Raw genomic sequence first — 14,972 nt, 5'->3', positions numbered from 1 at the left:
AAAAACTTAGACGTATGCTGTTCGAATACCAATTTACCGTAACGGCGACATCATGATTCAGAGACTAAAGCCCTTTTATTCATATCAATGACTATTACTTCTATCTCATCAATACCTACATATCCGTGTGAAATCGACTTCCAATAATCTTTAAGTGCTGAAGCGAGTTTATCAGTACCTACTAGCTTACCGCCTATCTTCCAGTGCTTGCTCAACTGTTGTGATACCAAAAGAAATACACCACAACCAGCAGTTCCCTCTCTGAGATAATCACCAACGAGTTGATTTCGAAGCCGCTCACACAATTCAGGGCCACTCCAACCTTTATCAAGTAACTTTAACTCAATCGGCACTGGAGAGGTGACTTTCGGGTTAGCAAGCCAAATATCCATCCTTTGCTCGTTGGCTAACTCTGGCTCTTCTGCGATTGTGTAATATCCTTTGGCACTTTTTCTTAGCTCGGCAGCAATTAGCGTTCTAACCTCATTTTCTTTGGTCGCTCTTTGCCATGTAATCCATGGGCTATCATTACCATTCTCTACCCAATCTTTTATCGAAAGGATTTGTTGAACACCTAATTCGAATAGTTGCCTGTGCGACTCAGGAAAGATCTGTTTATTTTTATGAAACTCCTTGAATTTATTATCTGACCATAAAGAAGCATCACCATATGCTTCTGCCATTTTGTATGCATTCTTTCTCATCCACGGCCTATATGATTCATCAGGATGGTCCTCTATCAACTGTATCAATGCGTAATAGCTTTCCTTAGAGGGAATCTCAACCAAGTAGTTGAACAACATATCTCTTGCTTCCTGAGCATGGTCTCGTGTTGTGGGACTATAGACTCCTGTACCAGCTCGCTTAAGATCTTCACTTACTCTGATGTATTTATGAATCAGAATGTACAAAGCTTTCAAGTGAGCTACCACTTTGAACCGTCCCACATTATAAAGAGAACGATGTGAACTCCTACCACCTAACAGCGCTTCCATAAATACTTCCGCAGCATTCGTTGCCAGTTCAGGACTAAGCGTGGCTAGCCACTTCTCCAACTCAGGGATTCCTCGGTTGGGCTCACTGTCAACTAATAGCGCATACCACCACGCAGTTTCATGAGTGTCATCTTGACTTGCTGATATGTATTTTTGGGCTAGCAAAGAAAGTTGTTCGGCACTGATACCACCTTCAATCAAGAGTCGTAAGCAGTACTCCTTATTGGCTTGGATTAGATTTCTTGAACTGATTAGGTACTCAAATACAGCGTCAGCAAGGTGTTGTTTGAGCCAAGGAGCGTGATACACCAAGTCGTGTAGAATGTGGCTTGAAACCTCTTTGGCTTTACTATTTTTATCTAGCTCCCAAAACACCTCTTTGAGAATGGCCTTATTTGTTTCCTCTGGATAGGTTCGATGCACCACCTCAAGCCAGCTAGGGAATCCATTTATATCCCATGTTATATAGCGCAATAGAGTTCCAAGGTCTTCAATACTCAAAGACTTAGGAAACTCAGAGTCTTCCTTTGCCTGAATTTCTAACCCTGCTAAGCCAAATAGCAATGCATACGGGATTGAATTGTCAATCTCCTCCTCTGAATGCAACTGTGGGCGAAAGTTTGGCCAATGTTTCATACAAAATTCTTTATATGCATTTGCTACTTGCAAGCCAAATTCAGGAATTAGCCGCTCCCATTGACTTGTACTGCTTCGACTTGTGGCTGAACTATCTTTTTCTAGCTCACTTAATAGCCAGACATGATTGTTAGTAATTTCGCCAGATTTTACCTTTGGGGTCGAAATCTGAGACGGATTTTCTTGTAGTGACTGTATCCATTCTATTCGGCTACTTTCTCTCTTTTTTCGTTCTCTTTCTGCTTGTCGGCGGTACTTCGCTTGCTTAGCTTCGTACCTTAGTGTTGATTCAGAAGTTATCGGATTTAACAAATTCTCTAATCGTGAAACTAAGATTTCTTCACCAAGGGCAGCAATACGAAGCTCTTCTAGCATGTTTACAGGTGAGCCTAACTGTTTATAGAGCCTGAATGCAGCATTCAGTGCGACTAATCTGTCATCTTGATCAATGCGAGTGCCAACAAATGATAATAACCTTGAGAAATCATCACGATTGAAAGCCCAAAAATGTTTTAAATATGAGATGTGAAAATCATCAGTCAGGGGCCTATCTCTCTCACTTAGATGTTTTCTTGCATTCTCGATGCTATGCCAATAAAGCGCATCATTCAGCTCTTGCCATTCAGGTACTAGATTACCGAGGTCATGTTCAACATCATTGAAGTTCCCCTCCCTCCAATACTGCAAAGCTGATACATTTGCCATAATGAATAGCGAAAGCTCTGACAAGGCGAATGGTTCTCTATTGACCACTAGCTTTTCCAAACACTTGATGGCAGAACCAAACAGCCATGCATATTGTTTAGATACCCTACATTCTCTTCTCTCTATGAAAGGAGCAATACTAAGGTAACTACCTAACCCTTTTAGCAATTCAGGAATAAGTTTGATTTCTGTTCTCTCGATAAAACCAAGCAGCGTTCGATCCAAGAGCGATACTTCAAACCTTTTGGGCTTAACTACGTGATGAACTGATTCAACTAGATATTTAATAGAGTCTTCGCTGGGTACAGTATGGTCAACCAACTCACTTAGTAGGTCTCTAGGGATTTCCCTTCTGTTAATAATCTCTTGCCAAACAAGAGCTTTTTGCTCTTCATTACCACAAGTTAATACAGCTCGTACTGACGCAATTCTGGCATACTTATTTCGCTTGCTAGATACAGAAATTTCTATAAGTGATTCGGTGCATGAACTCATCCTCCCTTGCCAAACTAAACGGCCAAGGAAAAACATCGCATCATCATTGTCTTCATATTTGCGAATAAGGTTGAGTACATCATTCGTTAGATCTGGCTGTGCCATTCGGGCAATAGCAGCGTTGTCTCGAGCAGAGTGGTCATCTGTATCATTGGCAATTTGAGCTATAACATCAGAAAGGATTTGTCTCCTTACTGACAACGGCAACTGAGAAGGGTCGCCTTCCTCTAAAGCAATTTCAGGCTTGATAACCAAGAGCTTCGCTCGCATACGCTCATCAAATAAAATTAACCAGGGTAATATTGGACGAAATAAAGGGGTAACAACAGTTTCACCGAAAACTTCCCTAATAAAGTAAGACTCGATTTGGGAACGCAAACCTTCTTCTTTCAATAAACCAGCGAAAAACTGTGCTGCTAATAGCTCACGAATATCTCTATGTCGGAACCTTACTGCACCGTAAATAATGTCATTAAATAAACCACACTCAAGTAAAGACTTAACGTCTTCTCGTTCCCAGTCGTACAGAATGATGTCGGCATCAATTCCTTGTTTTACCTTTTCGGCATCAGGCACATTGATCCCTACATTACCCGTTAAAATAACAGCAGCAGCTAACCGTTGAGCTCCCTCACGAGCCTTGTCTAAGTTGAGAGGCTTCCGAGCATTGTTATGTACCTCATTAAGACGAACATCAACACTGTGTTGCAGCAGATGGAGTCGTCCATCAAGAGATTGATCATCCAACCACTTCGTTATGATGATATCCAAATCAAAAGGTCTTTCTGCGAGATTCCACAGGCCTAACCGTTCAACCTCATCGAGGAGTTCATCAGTGTTGTTAACTCCACTTTCGATACAGTAGGTATAAACCATCTTTCGGTTTAACGGTCGTAAGCTATAGATATTTAATGCACTTTTAGGATGTTTTTTGTCGTCATCTTCTTGAGGACTAGAAGATGGGTAGAATAGATGAACATCTACTAGAGCTTTGTCTGACTTGGCACGCCAGCTATATGGGCGACTAGAAATGTAAATATGAGCCCGCTTAGCTCCTTTCTCGATTCCTTTTGCAAAACGTTTAATAGCTTTTTCAAAAGCTCTAGGGTGAGCTAGTTTTGCTTCATCCACCGAGTCTAAGAAAAACCAAGCCTCATCATTTGAGTTAAGCCAGTCTTCAAACTCATCTTCATCACCTATTTCGAAAGCATCATCAAAGTTACGGTCAATATCTTCAACTCGAATAAAAAAAGACAGCTTCCCTTCATTTGAAAGCTTACTCGCCATTTCCATCAATTCGACCGTCTTACCAGCGCCTGCCTCGGCTAAAATTACAGTACGATACTCATTTAATAGAGACTTCCAATTGTCAGCTTTATTGATTCCCAAACTAAGAGAAACATCTAGCTCTTCAGAGTCCTTGTGACTTTCTATTACCGGAAAAAACTGACGATCTAAGGCAATGTACTTCCGCATAACTGCATTTGAGCTCCGTGTGGCATAAAAACTTCCCATATTCTACTAATTACACACGGCTTTCCCAACCACTCTGGATCTCATTAAGTGATTACAAATGTTAAGAAGGTGCTCAACTTCATTTAAGACTTTATCTTAGAGATATTTACTCAATAGTTTGCTAGTTCTGATCAACTGAGTGGTAGAACAAAGGCTCCACCACTTATCTTTTAAGTTTTACTCTACCTTTATATAACCTGATTTAACTAATTGCTGAAAGAACTCATAATCATGAGCATAGATGTAAATACTATGAGGAACTGTTTGTCCTATCATAAATCCATCCAAGGCACGCTTGATGTTATCAGGCAGACTAGAAGGGTCTACAACTAAAAAAGGAACATCTTCATGGAAGCCAAACTTCTCTAAATCTGGGACTACTCGTTCAGCTTCCTTCATGATGCTTTCATATTAGCTTGTTGAGAAATACGCTTAGGCGTCACTCCTCTTTTAATACATGGGACAGTAAACGATTCATTGATATTACCTGCTGATGGGAGAGGTATTTTATTCCCATCCTCATCTCTTCTGAAACGAGCAACTCGGCGTACGCTCACTTTATTACCAACAACGGGTATACCTAAATGCATATTCCAACCTTTAAATATTGCAGAAAGCTTACAAAGTAATGAGTAAGAACTTGATTCAGTTACTAGTGACTGGAGATAGTTACGAACTTGATATTCAATATCGTCTTCGGACTCAAGACCCAGAGAAGAAATAATTCGAGTTAGGTAGGTTTCAGGAGATAGTGGTAATGATTGGTTTTTCCGAGCATCCTTAAGCTTTTGCTTTATCAAACAATGCGCAAATGCATAGATAGCCTCTGATGCTTGGCTTTCAAGCTTATGCCGTTTTACAACATTTGCGACGAAATCTACAGATAGTGCGAGCTCTTCGTTTTTCTCCACGTAAGCTAATATTTCAGCAGGCTGGAAAGAAGTTCCTTGAGTACCTCGAAACGCATAAGGGTTCTGCGTCATTTCAAACGCTTTTGATAGCATCGCCACACGAGACAATACTTTGGCATTCACCTTAACTCCTGCCATTTCTAATACTTGCGAACGTGAGCGCATATTGCCAACATCAATATGAGCAAAAGAAAGTTCATCTGTTACACCATAAGTTACAGGTGCAATGAAACCTACCCCAGCTTCATATGATGCTTCCAAACGATGGTGCCCATTTAGTATCTCTCCGTCATTAGAAATGATAATAGGTTCACCAGTCAAACACCATTGTCCACTTTTCATATCCTCTGCGTACTTTTTGACTTTTACTTTACTCAACTTTCGGTTCTTGTTTTTCGCATTAATTGCACCGCGCTGCGAAAATCTAAGCATATCTCTTGCTATTTGAGGAGTAATATAAAGTACAGTATGTTTTAGAGTGGTTTGAACCGCTCTAATCCCTGAATAATAACGAGCTTTTGATTTAAAGATGTCTTCTACTTGGTTGGAGTTGAGTAAAGTTGTAGATGTATTGACTAATCGTTTTGAACTTGCAAGATAACTGCCCTCCTCCTTATCTTCATACCTCTCAACCAAGCTATGAACAATTGATGTTTCCAAAGCTTCGTTAGATATCTCGTCAGAGCTATTTATTTTTTTGTTTTCCATGTAGTCATTCTCTATCTAGGTTGCTGCAAAAAATTCTAGAACAGTGGTTTTTTAAGAGTGATGACACCAATTATTGATCCGACATGCATGTCGGATCAAATTCTATTTTTAATTTAAACTCCGGATGTTGGTTAACTGGATGAAAAGAATTGAAACTTTCACAAAAAAAAATTAATGGAATGCTACTCTCACCAAAAGAGCTAGCTACAAAAACCCTCATTACGACAATGCCTATTGTGGAAATTAGTTCTTACTTTTCTGTCGCTAGAGTTTTACCTGAATTAAGGTGGATTAAGGATTCTGCTGTGAATTCAACAAATTCCGACAAAGTTCAAATGATCCAAGCAGAACTAGAAAAACAAGTATCCAATGGCGCCACGATCGCACCATTAACACTAACATTCGCAGTTAAGGGCAAGCCAAAACTTCAAGGAGGATGCAGTCTCGTATCCTCTTTGGAGTACGACTGTTCTGAAACTCATATTGTGGGTAACGTATTGAGTTTGGTTGCTATCTGTAAAACATTGGGGCTTAGAACATTTCTCTTCAGTTCAAGACTCACTGTTGATCAAGCTAACTCTAAGAGCGAACTTAGACAGCGTATAGCGATGGAAAGTATAGAAGTGCGTGTCATTTTTGATGATCAGCAAGGCTTGAATAATGATGATATTGTCAAGCTATTTAAACAGAGTCAGATTTTTGATTCTTCGATGAGCCTGCCACACCTAAGTGATGGCAAAGGTGCTATATCCGATGTGAATTACCCATTGAAACCTTTCATTGAACAGATTATTGCTGAAACGAGAATGCAGTCTTATGGTGGTGTTAAGTCTGACGCAAAACATGTAAAAGTATCAGAGCGTTACATCACTACACACTATGTCTTGTTTAAAACGACCGTCGGCGCTGTAGCAGGAATAGGAACACAAGAATACAGCAAGATGTCCAAAGACATCACTTTAGCAACTGGAGAAAGCCTCACTTCAGTACTTTCTGAAGGCTACGTCGATTTAATTGTAACGTTCTTAGCGGAGTGGCTTAAGCTTCAGAAACAAGCATTTGTCCGCAACCGATCGGGATACCAACTATCTCCTCAGGTTTGGCAAGCGCTAGGGCTAACAATACATCAACTAGTTTCCAATAGCGCTTCGAAAGAACAGTTAAAAATAGCAGGGAAAGTGTTAGGACAGTTGGATTACAGTAAAAATGCTGAGCATTGGAAAGATTGCTCTGTTATGGAGTTGGACTTTCAAGGGCGGCTATACAAAAACGCCGCTAGCTCGACTCGCCAATTTAGATTTGGGCTATATGAGTATTTCTATGGTGTTTTAAAAAACAAGAATGTGTAACATGTACAAACTAGAGCAGCTTGTCTTTTCCTAAGGCATTAATCATATTAGATACTATGCTCAGATCTAGAACCGAAGAGCTAAGAAACTAATGAAAATTCTGTACTTTGATACCTCTAGCCTTTTTTACTCACAGAGTTACATCAAGAGCAATGAAAGAGTTTTGCTTGCTTACGAAAAATGGCGTACTAATCCACGCACTAATTTGCTTAAAGTTGTTAAACCCGATCTCATATGTGTCGAAAAACTTCGTAGTGCAGCTATTGAGTCTGGTTTTAAGTTGTACCCTTTAGGCAATCAATACAAACGCTCATTGTTCATTGAATGTGGATTACTTGCTGAAGATGAACTAGCACCAGATAGAGCTTTGAATCTACATATAGGGGACAATGATCCTATACGAAAGATGATCGCTCATTCTCAAGCTTTGGAGGCGACTTGGTATCTTTGTGGTGATGCGGCGTCAGAAATTCTATCCTTCTACCCAGAGCAACACCTAACATCTACGTTTGGTTTAGGGGTAACGGATGAACTTATACATAAAATTCGTGCAACAAAACGGTTTAGCGAAAGAGCTTGTTAAGATACTCAAGGAAACCTGTAGAAGAATCAGATAAACAAGTTTAGTTTCGTTACAGCTCTTTTTGTAAAGAATGTCACCTATGAACACTGATGGGTGACCCTATAAAACCTATGACTTTTACAAAATTGACTATTTTTGTAAATAATATTTGTGCAAGGAAAGCTCTCCTTCCCTTGAAGCATGGGGGTTTGGCTAGTTCGTCTAATTACCTAAAAATAAGTTATAGTGAACATAATCCATATTTAAAGAGAAAACTGAAGTCTAAGTTCATAAACCAGAACCACAAGCCTATTGGCTAAACAATGTTGCCATTGTCCGGCGGCAGAAAACAAAATTACAAAAACGTAAACATAGTTAAAGCTAGGAGCAAATCATGTCTAACGGTCGTATTTTACACACCATGCTACGCGTGGGTGATCTAGATAAGTCTATTGAGTTCTACACAAACGTAATGGGCATGCAGCTATTACGTAAGAACGAAAACAAAGAGTACGAATACACGCTAGCTTTCGTTGGCTTTGGCGATGAGTCGCAAGGTGCAGTGATTGAGCTGACATACAACTGGGGTACGACTGAATACGACCTTGGTTCTGCTTTCGGCCACGTAGCTATCGGTGTTGATGATATCTACACAACGTGTGACGCTATTAAAGCAGCAGGCGGTAACGTGACTCGTGAACCTGGTCCAGTAAAAGGCGGTTCTACACACATCGCATTCGTTAAAGATCCTGACGGTTACATGATTGAGCTGATTCAAAACAAACAAGCGAGCGCTGGTCTAGAAGGTTAATTCCTAAATACCTTTGCAAGATTAGGCTAGAAAAGCTAATCAAATGAACAAAGAAGCGAGCACTATGCTCGCTTCTTTTTTATCACTCTCCCCACAATCGATATTCTTTTCTAGGGCTTGTTGATGTTTTTCGGTTGAGTTTTGTTCGAGAGAAAAGCGTTTTAATCGCGGCGAGGGAGAAGTAGCCTAGTCATTTTAAGCAAGTCTGCCTCAACAAAGAGAAAAACGCTTTTTGCCGAACCCTTTGGGCAGCGTTTGCTGGTTATTAACGACTACATATCAACTTCTCTTACAAACAAACGACATATCAAAGTCTCATCCTTCCATATAAACCCAGCAACTCGCTGCAAAAACAAGCTCAAAATGTCAACATGCCCTATATATTATTAACAACCGCACTGATGAAACTTTACTTGATAATGATTATCATTTAAATTATAACCCCTATTGATTAGTGAGGTAATACAATGATTAGCGAATGGGAAAAACACACGTTACTCGCCGACACGGCATTGCAGCTCGACGATCCTGTACGAAGTATTCTTCATTATCAGCAGGCACTGAACCTAAGTGAGGAGATCACTGAGCGTACAGATATAGAGGCTGATGAGCGGTTACTGATCTCTGTGATATCTTGTCATAACCTTGCGCAATTCTGGCGCTGGGCAGGTGATACCGAGTATGAACTTAAATATCTTCAATTAGCTTCAGAGAAAGTACTGACTCTGATCCCTCAGTGTCCCAATACACAATGTGCTAGCTTTATTGATTCTATTGGCTGTTGTAAAAAAGCCCTTATCGATTTCATGAAACGCCATCCAAACCCTAAAATTGCCTCTATGGTGGAAAAAATCGATACCGCGACTAACTGCGAAATGATCGCTCGCTTCCGCCTCAACTAAGCAAATCCGTCTATAGGCACATATCGAGTTTATTTAACAAAATTTCAGATTCCAAAAAGCCCGTCATATTAACGGGCTTTTTCATTTAAGGTCTTTCGCTACCAGCTTAGACTTGTGTTCTACCTAGGGAGATAACCACACGTCGGTTCTTGTCTTTACCAATTGGCGAGCTATTATCAGCAATTGGGCGACGCTTGCCATAGCCTTGCACTTTAATGCGGTCTTCCGGCAAACCAAGAGATTTAAAGTACTCTCTTAAAGACTCAGCTCTTCGTTCTGACAGGTTTTGGCTAATGCCTTTGCTTTCTGCCGAATCGGTGTAGGTCGCGACTAAAACAAGGTCAATATCTTGGTTATAACGAACATACTCGGCAATCTGACTAAGCCTTTTACGTGATGATTTGTTTAGCTGATCGCTATTACGGTCGTAATGCAAAATAGTGAATGAGATATCTTCGAAGCTGTACGGCAACAAGTTCGCGATACAGTCACTGAACACATTGTATTTCTCTTGGAACAACACTGACGATAACGCCACTTCGATACGCTGATCTCGGCTCTGCCACTCTTGGTAACTAAAGGTTGGGTAGCGCCCTTTCTCTAGTTCACTCAAGATACCCCAAGCCGTTTGTCCGCCAACATAACCATCAAATTGCTGGAAGAACTTGATGGTTGTCATGCGATCGGCACTCTCGCCTGGGCGCCAAGGTGGTGGCATAGAGATCAAGCTGACATTACGAGTCGCACCCATCGGGCGGCGCATTTTCAGTTCAAAATCTAAAATGATTTTTTTACTCGCTCGGGATGAGAACTCAGCATCACCGAAATTAGGGATAGGATGCACTAATCGACACTCTAAGGGCGTGTTAGCCACCATCTCCCATGTCGACTGTTGAGGAGATGCTCCGTAACGCTTTTCTTGTGCCATCACTGATGACGACATAAGGAGCGAAAATAGCATTGAACCTGTTATGAGTTGTTTCTTCATAAAGTGGAGTATCTCTTAAGCAATTCGTTTAACAATGCAGCCAATTGCCGCCTATTTCTGTTGAGTTTAAACATGCAATTATCAAGCCGAAACGCGCTTGGTAATTTGTGATTTATTACCCTTTCCTAGTTTTTATCACTGCTATTATCTGCAATAATGCAGCCTTAATCACACTTATTTGGGCTAACATGATTGTAGAAAACGAAGCTCTGACCCTAAAAAAACGCTTCCGTGGCTATTTTCCAGTGGTCATCGACGTGGAAACCGCAGGGTTTAACGCAGAAACCGATGCATTATTAGAAATCTGTGCCATTACATTAAAAATGGATGAAAACGGAGAACTGCACCCAGCATCAACGCTTCATTTTCACATTGAGCCTTTTGAAGGCGCAAATATAGAGCAGGCAGCATTAGACTTTAACGGAATTAAAGACCCATTTAGCCCATTACGCGGTGCAGTGTCTGAACAAGAAGCCCTTAAAGAAATCTACAAGCTAGTGAGAAAAGAACAAAAAGCTTCAGATTGCAGTCGTGCAATCATGGTCGCTCACAATGCTACATTCGATTTAAACTTCGTCAATGCGGCAAGTGAGCGTTGTAAGCTTAAACGCGTCCCTTTCCATCCATTTGCTACTTTTGACACTGCAGCTCTTAGTGGTCTTGCCTACGGTCAAACCGTTTTGGCTAAAGCTTGCCGTACTGCAGGGATGGATTTTGACAACAAAGAAGCACACTCTGCTTTGTATGATACGCAAAAAACCGCTGAGTTATTTTGCGGCATAGTAAACAAATGGAAAGCCCTTGGTGGTTGGCCGCTTGTAGACGAAGAATAAAAATAGAATCGGTAAACGTATTGTCGTATTACCTTTAATAAAGAACACAACATCCCGAGAATAATATGAATCCTGTTGTAATTTCAGTTTGCATCATGCTTGTTTTAGCTTTGATGCGCGTAAACGTAGTCGTTGCTCTGACGTTCAGTGCAATTATCGGTGGCGTAGCCTCTGGTATGAGCTTGAACGACGCAGTCGCGGCTTTCGAAAGTGGATTAGGCGGCGGTGCAACTATCGCACTTAGCTATGCTATGCTTGGTACATTCGCTGTTGCTATCTCACGTTCTGGTATCACAGACCTACTTGCTCAAAGTGTTATTAAACGCATTCACGGCAAAGAGAACAGCACGGCATCGACTGGTCTTAAATACGGCATCCTAGCGTCTTTGATCCTAGTGACAATGTCATCGCAAAACGTGATTCCGGTACATATCGCCTTCATCCCAATTTTAATTCCACCTCTATTAGGCGTATTCGCAAAAATGAACCTAGACCGTCGTTTGGTTGCGTGTGTGCTTACTTTTGGTCTGATTACACCATACATGGTATTACCAATCGGTTTTGGTGGCATCTTCCTAAACAATATCCTGCTTAAGAACCTTCACGACAACGGTTTGGAAAGCGTAGTAGCGAGCCAAGTACCAATGGCAATGCTACTACCAGCTGCAGGTATGATCTTCGGCCTTCTAACGGCCGTGTTCTTCACTTACCGTAAGCCTCGCCAATACAAAGAAACATCTCACACGGTTGTTTCAACTGAAGCAAAACAGATAAACAAGAAGCACATCCTAGTAGCGGCGGCAGGTATTGTTGCCGCACTAACTGTTCAGCTATCGACGGGTTCAATGATCATCGGTGCACTTGCTGGTTTCATGGTCTTCACTTTCGGTGGCGTAATTGCTTGGAAAGAGACACAAGATGTCTTCACCAAGGGCGTACACATGATGGCAATGATCGGCTTCATCATGATTGCCGCGGCAGGTTTCGCAGCAGTAATGAAGCAAACTGGTGGCGTTGAATCTTTAGTTGAAGCACTTTCAACAAGCATCGGTGACAACAAACCTCTAGCAGCATTACTTATGTTAGTGGTTGGTCTACTGGTAACTATGGGTATCGGTTCTTCGTTCTCTACGATTCCAATCCTTGCAACTATCTACGTTCCATTAGCGGCAGCATTTGGTTTCTCTCCAATGGCAACTATTGCTCTAGTAGGAACAGCAGCAGCGCTTGGTGATGCTGGCTCTCCGGCTTCTGACTCAACGTTAGGTCCCACATCTGGTCTTAATGCTGATGGCCAACACGAGCACGTATGGGAAACCGTTGTACCGACGTTCCTACACTACAACATCCCACTGATCGTATTCGGTTGGATTGCAGCTATGATTCTGTAGCAGATAACTAGGTTCTATAGTCAGAATCAATGTTCAAAACTTAAAAAGACCGCCTAGTGCGGTCTTTTTTGTATCTGAGATTTCTCCGACAGGTTAGATCCTGAGTCCAAACCCGTTGCATAAAAGAAAGGCTTACTCTTACGAACAAGCCTTTGAAGTGGTTTGAACAATACGATTCAGTATCGTCAATTAAGCGGTAGGAGCGCTCTTTACTAGAACTTCTCTTATCGACTTAAGTGTCGTTTCTGATGAGTGGTAATCTAGCTCGACTTCAGTGAAGATACCGTCGACTTCAAGCATTAGGGTTGGGTAAGAATGCACACCCATCGCGTGTTTGAAGCTCAATTGGTCTTCTAGCTCACCCTCAAGTAGCTTACCTGCAAGATCGTTCTCGAATTGCTGCACATTCATGCCTAGCTCTTCAGCCAATTGCTTATGTGTCTCTTCGCTGTGTGGCAGCATTGCACGTAAGTAGTATGCGTGTTGAATCGCTTCAAGCATCTGCTCGTAATGATCTTGGAAACCCGCAGCAATAACAGCACGACACGCAGGGTAAGTACTACGAACTGGTTTACACTCAGTCCAAAATTCATGATTGAACTCTGTACCTAATTTGGCTTCGATCTGCTTCCAGATAGCTTGCAACTTACCTTTCATCTCTTCTGACATTGGTTCATCAGAATCCGGAGCCAAGCCACCGACTACGTAGTTAAAATCAATGCTCGCAGGCAGTTGTTGTTTTAGTAACTCCAGCGTTGGCTTATATCCCCAGCACCAGCTGCACATTGGATCATGTACATAATGAAGTTTGACGTTCATTTCTCGTTCCTTATCGAGTCGACTCTCAATCAATTCCAACAAAAAAGGAGCCTAATTAAGGCCCCTCATTTTACTGTTCAGCGAAAAGGCTGGAACTTACTCAGCGTCATCGCCAGCAACTTTCGCTGCTGCTTCTCTGATGATTGGCTGAAGTTCGCCTTTTTGGAACATCTCAAGAATGATGTCACAACCACCGATTAGCTCACCTTCAACCCAAAGCTGTGGGAAAGTTGGCCATTGTGCGTAAGCTGGTAGCTCTGCACGGATATCAGGGTTTTGTAGAATATCTACGTAAGCAAATTTTTCGCCACATGCCATTAGAGCTTGAGACGCTTGAGAAGAGAAACCACAGCTAGGTAGCTTAGGAGAACCTTTCATGTACAGTAGAATAGTGTTTTCTTCAATTTGCTGTTTGATTTTATCGATAGTTTCCATTGCTTCCTCATTAATGGATTACGGCTTTTATTGCCTTTATTCTACCCCAAACCAAAAGAATAAAAACCATATAAAAAAAACGGTTAAAAAGCTAAACTAACAATTCACATAAAAGTGATGAAATATGCTTTTAATAAAGTAAAAACTTGCTAAACTAGAAACCAAGTCAGCAAATTGACCATGGTTGGCAGCATAGCGAGCCATGAATAATAATATCACTGGAAGCAATCGAAAGAGTTAACTCTTTCATATCAATGGAGAATTGAGCAATGGCATTTGAACTACCAGCTCTTCCTTACGCGAAAGACGCGCTAGAACCACACATCTCAGCAGAAACGCTAGATTTCCACCACGGTAAGCACCACAACACTTACGTTGTTAAACTAAACGGTCTTATCCCAGGTACTGAGTTTGAAGGCAAAACACTAGAAGAGATCATCAAGACTTCTACTGGTGGTGTTTTCAATAACGCTGCTCAAATCTGGAACCACACGTTCTACTGGCACTGTCTAGCTCCTCAAGCAGGCGGCGAACCAACTGGCGCTGTTGCAGAAGCTATCAACGCTGCATTCGGTTCTTTCGAAGAATTCAAAGCAAAATTCACTGATTCAGCAATCAACAACTTCGGTTCTTCTTGGACTTGGTTAGTTAAGAAAGCTGACGGTTCTCTAGACATCGTTAACACTTCTAACGCTGCTACTCCTCTAACAGAAGAAGGTGTTACTCCACTTCTAACTGTTGACCTATGGGAACACGCTTACTACATCGATTTCCGTAATGTTCGTCCTGACTACATGGCTGCATTCTGGAACCTAGTAAACTGGTCTTTCGTAGAAGAGAACCTAGCTAAGTAATCTATTACTTATAGCTACGCTATTTTTAGCGAGTTATCTATTAAAAGCTCATGCCTAGGCGTG

Annotated in this window: 13 protein-coding genes; 7 read left to right on the top strand and 6 right to left on the bottom strand. The window is 41.4% G+C overall.

The genetic code is table 11. The features are described 5' to 3' along the window. Positions 1-50: 50 nt before the first annotated feature. The 3 genes from hyoA to ACTRWI_RS16110 form a co-directional block, all read right to left on the bottom strand. Positions 51-4,307: an NACHT domain-containing antiphage protein HyoA gene (gene hyoA, locus ACTRWI_RS16120; RefSeq protein WP_499132779.1), complete on the bottom strand. Its 4,257-nt coding sequence runs from the start codon at positions 4,305-4,307 to the stop codon at positions 51-53. 216 nt (positions 4,308-4,523) lie between these two features. After that, entirely contained in the window at positions 4,524-4,745 is a 222-nt protein-coding gene (locus ACTRWI_RS16115; protein WP_499132777.1) for a hypothetical protein, read from the bottom strand. Then, positions 4,742-5,965, bottom strand: coding sequence for a ParB N-terminal domain-containing protein (locus ACTRWI_RS16110; RefSeq protein WP_499132776.1), 1,224 nt, complete (start codon positions 5,963-5,965; stop codon positions 4,742-4,744). Before ACTRWI_RS16110 ends, ACTRWI_RS16115 begins: the two co-directional genes overlap by 4 nt. 149 nt (positions 5,966-6,114) lie before the next feature. Here ACTRWI_RS16110 and ACTRWI_RS16105 point away from each other — a divergent pair, with 149 nt between their 5' ends. From ACTRWI_RS16105 to ACTRWI_RS16090, 4 genes are all read left to right on the top strand, one after another. After that, a complete protein-coding gene (locus ACTRWI_RS16105) occupies positions 6,115-7,314 on the top strand; it encodes a hypothetical protein (protein ID WP_499132774.1) in 1,200 nt (399 codons plus the stop codon). Positions 7,315-7,405: 91 nt separating this feature from the next. Beyond that, positions 7,406-7,897, top strand: a complete 492-nt coding sequence (locus ACTRWI_RS16100) for a hypothetical protein (RefSeq protein ID WP_499132772.1) — start codon at positions 7,406-7,408, stop codon at positions 7,895-7,897. Positions 7,898-8,270: 373 nt separating this feature from the next. Next, complete coding sequence (gene gloA / locus ACTRWI_RS16095) at positions 8,271-8,687, top strand: lactoylglutathione lyase (RefSeq protein ID WP_008220190.1); 417 nt, start codon at positions 8,271-8,273, stop codon at positions 8,685-8,687. Positions 8,688-9,154: 467 nt separating this feature from the next. Then, positions 9,155-9,589 carry a DUF2753 domain-containing protein gene (locus ACTRWI_RS16090; RefSeq protein ID WP_004741697.1) on the top strand — a complete coding sequence of 145 codons (435 nt, stop codon included), beginning with the start codon at positions 9,155-9,157 and terminating at the stop codon, positions 9,587-9,589. A 106-nt stretch (positions 9,590-9,695) separates the two neighbouring features. On the opposite strand, the gene motY is transcribed toward ACTRWI_RS16090, so the two are convergent. After that, positions 9,696-10,577 (bottom strand): flagellar protein MotY, encoded by an 882-nt coding sequence (gene motY, locus ACTRWI_RS16085; RefSeq protein ID WP_499132771.1) that lies wholly within the window; start codon positions 10,575-10,577, stop codon positions 9,696-9,698. Positions 10,578-10,765: 188 nt separating this feature from the next. Here motY and rnt point away from each other — a divergent pair, with 188 nt between their 5' ends. Both rnt and ACTRWI_RS16075 read left to right on the top strand, forming a co-directional pair. Continuing rightward, positions 10,766-11,410, top strand: a complete 645-nt coding sequence (gene rnt, locus ACTRWI_RS16080; protein WP_499132798.1) for a ribonuclease T — start codon at positions 10,766-10,768, stop codon at positions 11,408-11,410. A 65-nt stretch (positions 11,411-11,475) separates the two neighbouring features. Continuing rightward, a complete protein-coding gene (locus ACTRWI_RS16075) occupies positions 11,476-12,801 on the top strand; it encodes a Na+/H+ antiporter family protein (RefSeq protein ID WP_499132770.1) in 1,326 nt (441 codons plus the stop codon). Positions 12,802-12,990: 189 nt separating this feature from the next. Here the strand turns inward: ACTRWI_RS16075 and ACTRWI_RS16070 are convergent, their stop codons facing one another. Continuing rightward, positions 12,991-13,620 carry a DsbA family protein gene (locus ACTRWI_RS16070; RefSeq protein ID WP_499132768.1) on the bottom strand — a complete coding sequence of 210 codons (630 nt, stop codon included), beginning with the start codon at positions 13,618-13,620 and terminating at the stop codon, positions 12,991-12,993. 96 nt (positions 13,621-13,716) lie between these two features. Further along, complete coding sequence (locus ACTRWI_RS16065) at positions 13,717-14,055, bottom strand: Grx4 family monothiol glutaredoxin (protein WP_499132767.1); 339 nt, start codon at positions 14,053-14,055, stop codon at positions 13,717-13,719. Positions 14,056-14,324: 269 nt separating this feature from the next. Here ACTRWI_RS16065 and sodB point away from each other — a divergent pair, with 269 nt between their 5' ends. Then, complete coding sequence (gene sodB, locus ACTRWI_RS16060) at positions 14,325-14,909, top strand: superoxide dismutase [Fe] (protein ID WP_004741703.1); 585 nt, start codon at positions 14,325-14,327, stop codon at positions 14,907-14,909. Positions 14,910-14,972: the final 63 nt, after the last annotated feature.

It is taken from the genome of Pseudoalteromonas sp. G5_S1_14_S5, assembly GCF_054968605.1.
Note: the sequence above shows the minus strand (reverse complement) of the source record. Positions and strands in the feature narration are given on the sequence as shown.

What these genes read in the sequence shown, in the direction of transcription:
- ACTRWI_RS16090 (WP_004741697.1), top strand. Translation starts at nt 9,155, where the DNA reads ATGATTAGCGAATGGGAAAAACACACGTTACTCGCCGACACGGCATTG.
- ACTRWI_RS16100 (WP_499132772.1), top strand. Translation starts at nt 7,406, where the DNA reads ATGAAAATTCTGTACTTTGATACCTCTAGCCTTTTTTACTCACAGAGT.
- hyoA (WP_499132779.1), bottom strand. Translation starts at nt 4,307, where the DNA reads ATGCGGAAGTACATTGCCTTAGATCGTCAGTTTTTTCCGGTAATAGAA.
- rnt (WP_499132798.1), top strand. Translation starts at nt 10,766, where the DNA reads ATGATTGTAGAAAACGAAGCTCTGACCCTAAAAAAACGCTTCCGTGGC.
- ACTRWI_RS16070 (WP_499132768.1), bottom strand. Translation starts at nt 13,620, where the DNA reads ATGAACGTCAAACTTCATTATGTACATGATCCAATGTGCAGCTGGTGC.
- gloA (WP_008220190.1), top strand. Translation starts at nt 8,271, where the DNA reads ATGTCTAACGGTCGTATTTTACACACCATGCTACGCGTGGGTGATCTA.
- ACTRWI_RS16115 (WP_499132777.1), bottom strand. Translation starts at nt 4,745, where the DNA reads ATGAAGGAAGCTGAACGAGTAGTCCCAGATTTAGAGAAGTTTGGCTTC.
- ACTRWI_RS16065 (WP_499132767.1), bottom strand. Translation starts at nt 14,055, where the DNA reads ATGGAAACTATCGATAAAATCAAACAGCAAATTGAAGAAAACACTATT.
- ACTRWI_RS16075 (WP_499132770.1), top strand. Translation starts at nt 11,476, where the DNA reads ATGAATCCTGTTGTAATTTCAGTTTGCATCATGCTTGTTTTAGCTTTG.
- sodB (WP_004741703.1), top strand. Translation starts at nt 14,325, where the DNA reads ATGGCATTTGAACTACCAGCTCTTCCTTACGCGAAAGACGCGCTAGAA.
- motY (WP_499132771.1), bottom strand. Translation starts at nt 10,577, where the DNA reads ATGAAGAAACAACTCATAACAGGTTCAATGCTATTTTCGCTCCTTATG.
- ACTRWI_RS16110 (WP_499132776.1), bottom strand. Translation starts at nt 5,965, where the DNA reads ATGGAAAACAAAAAAATAAATAGCTCTGACGAGATATCTAACGAAGCT.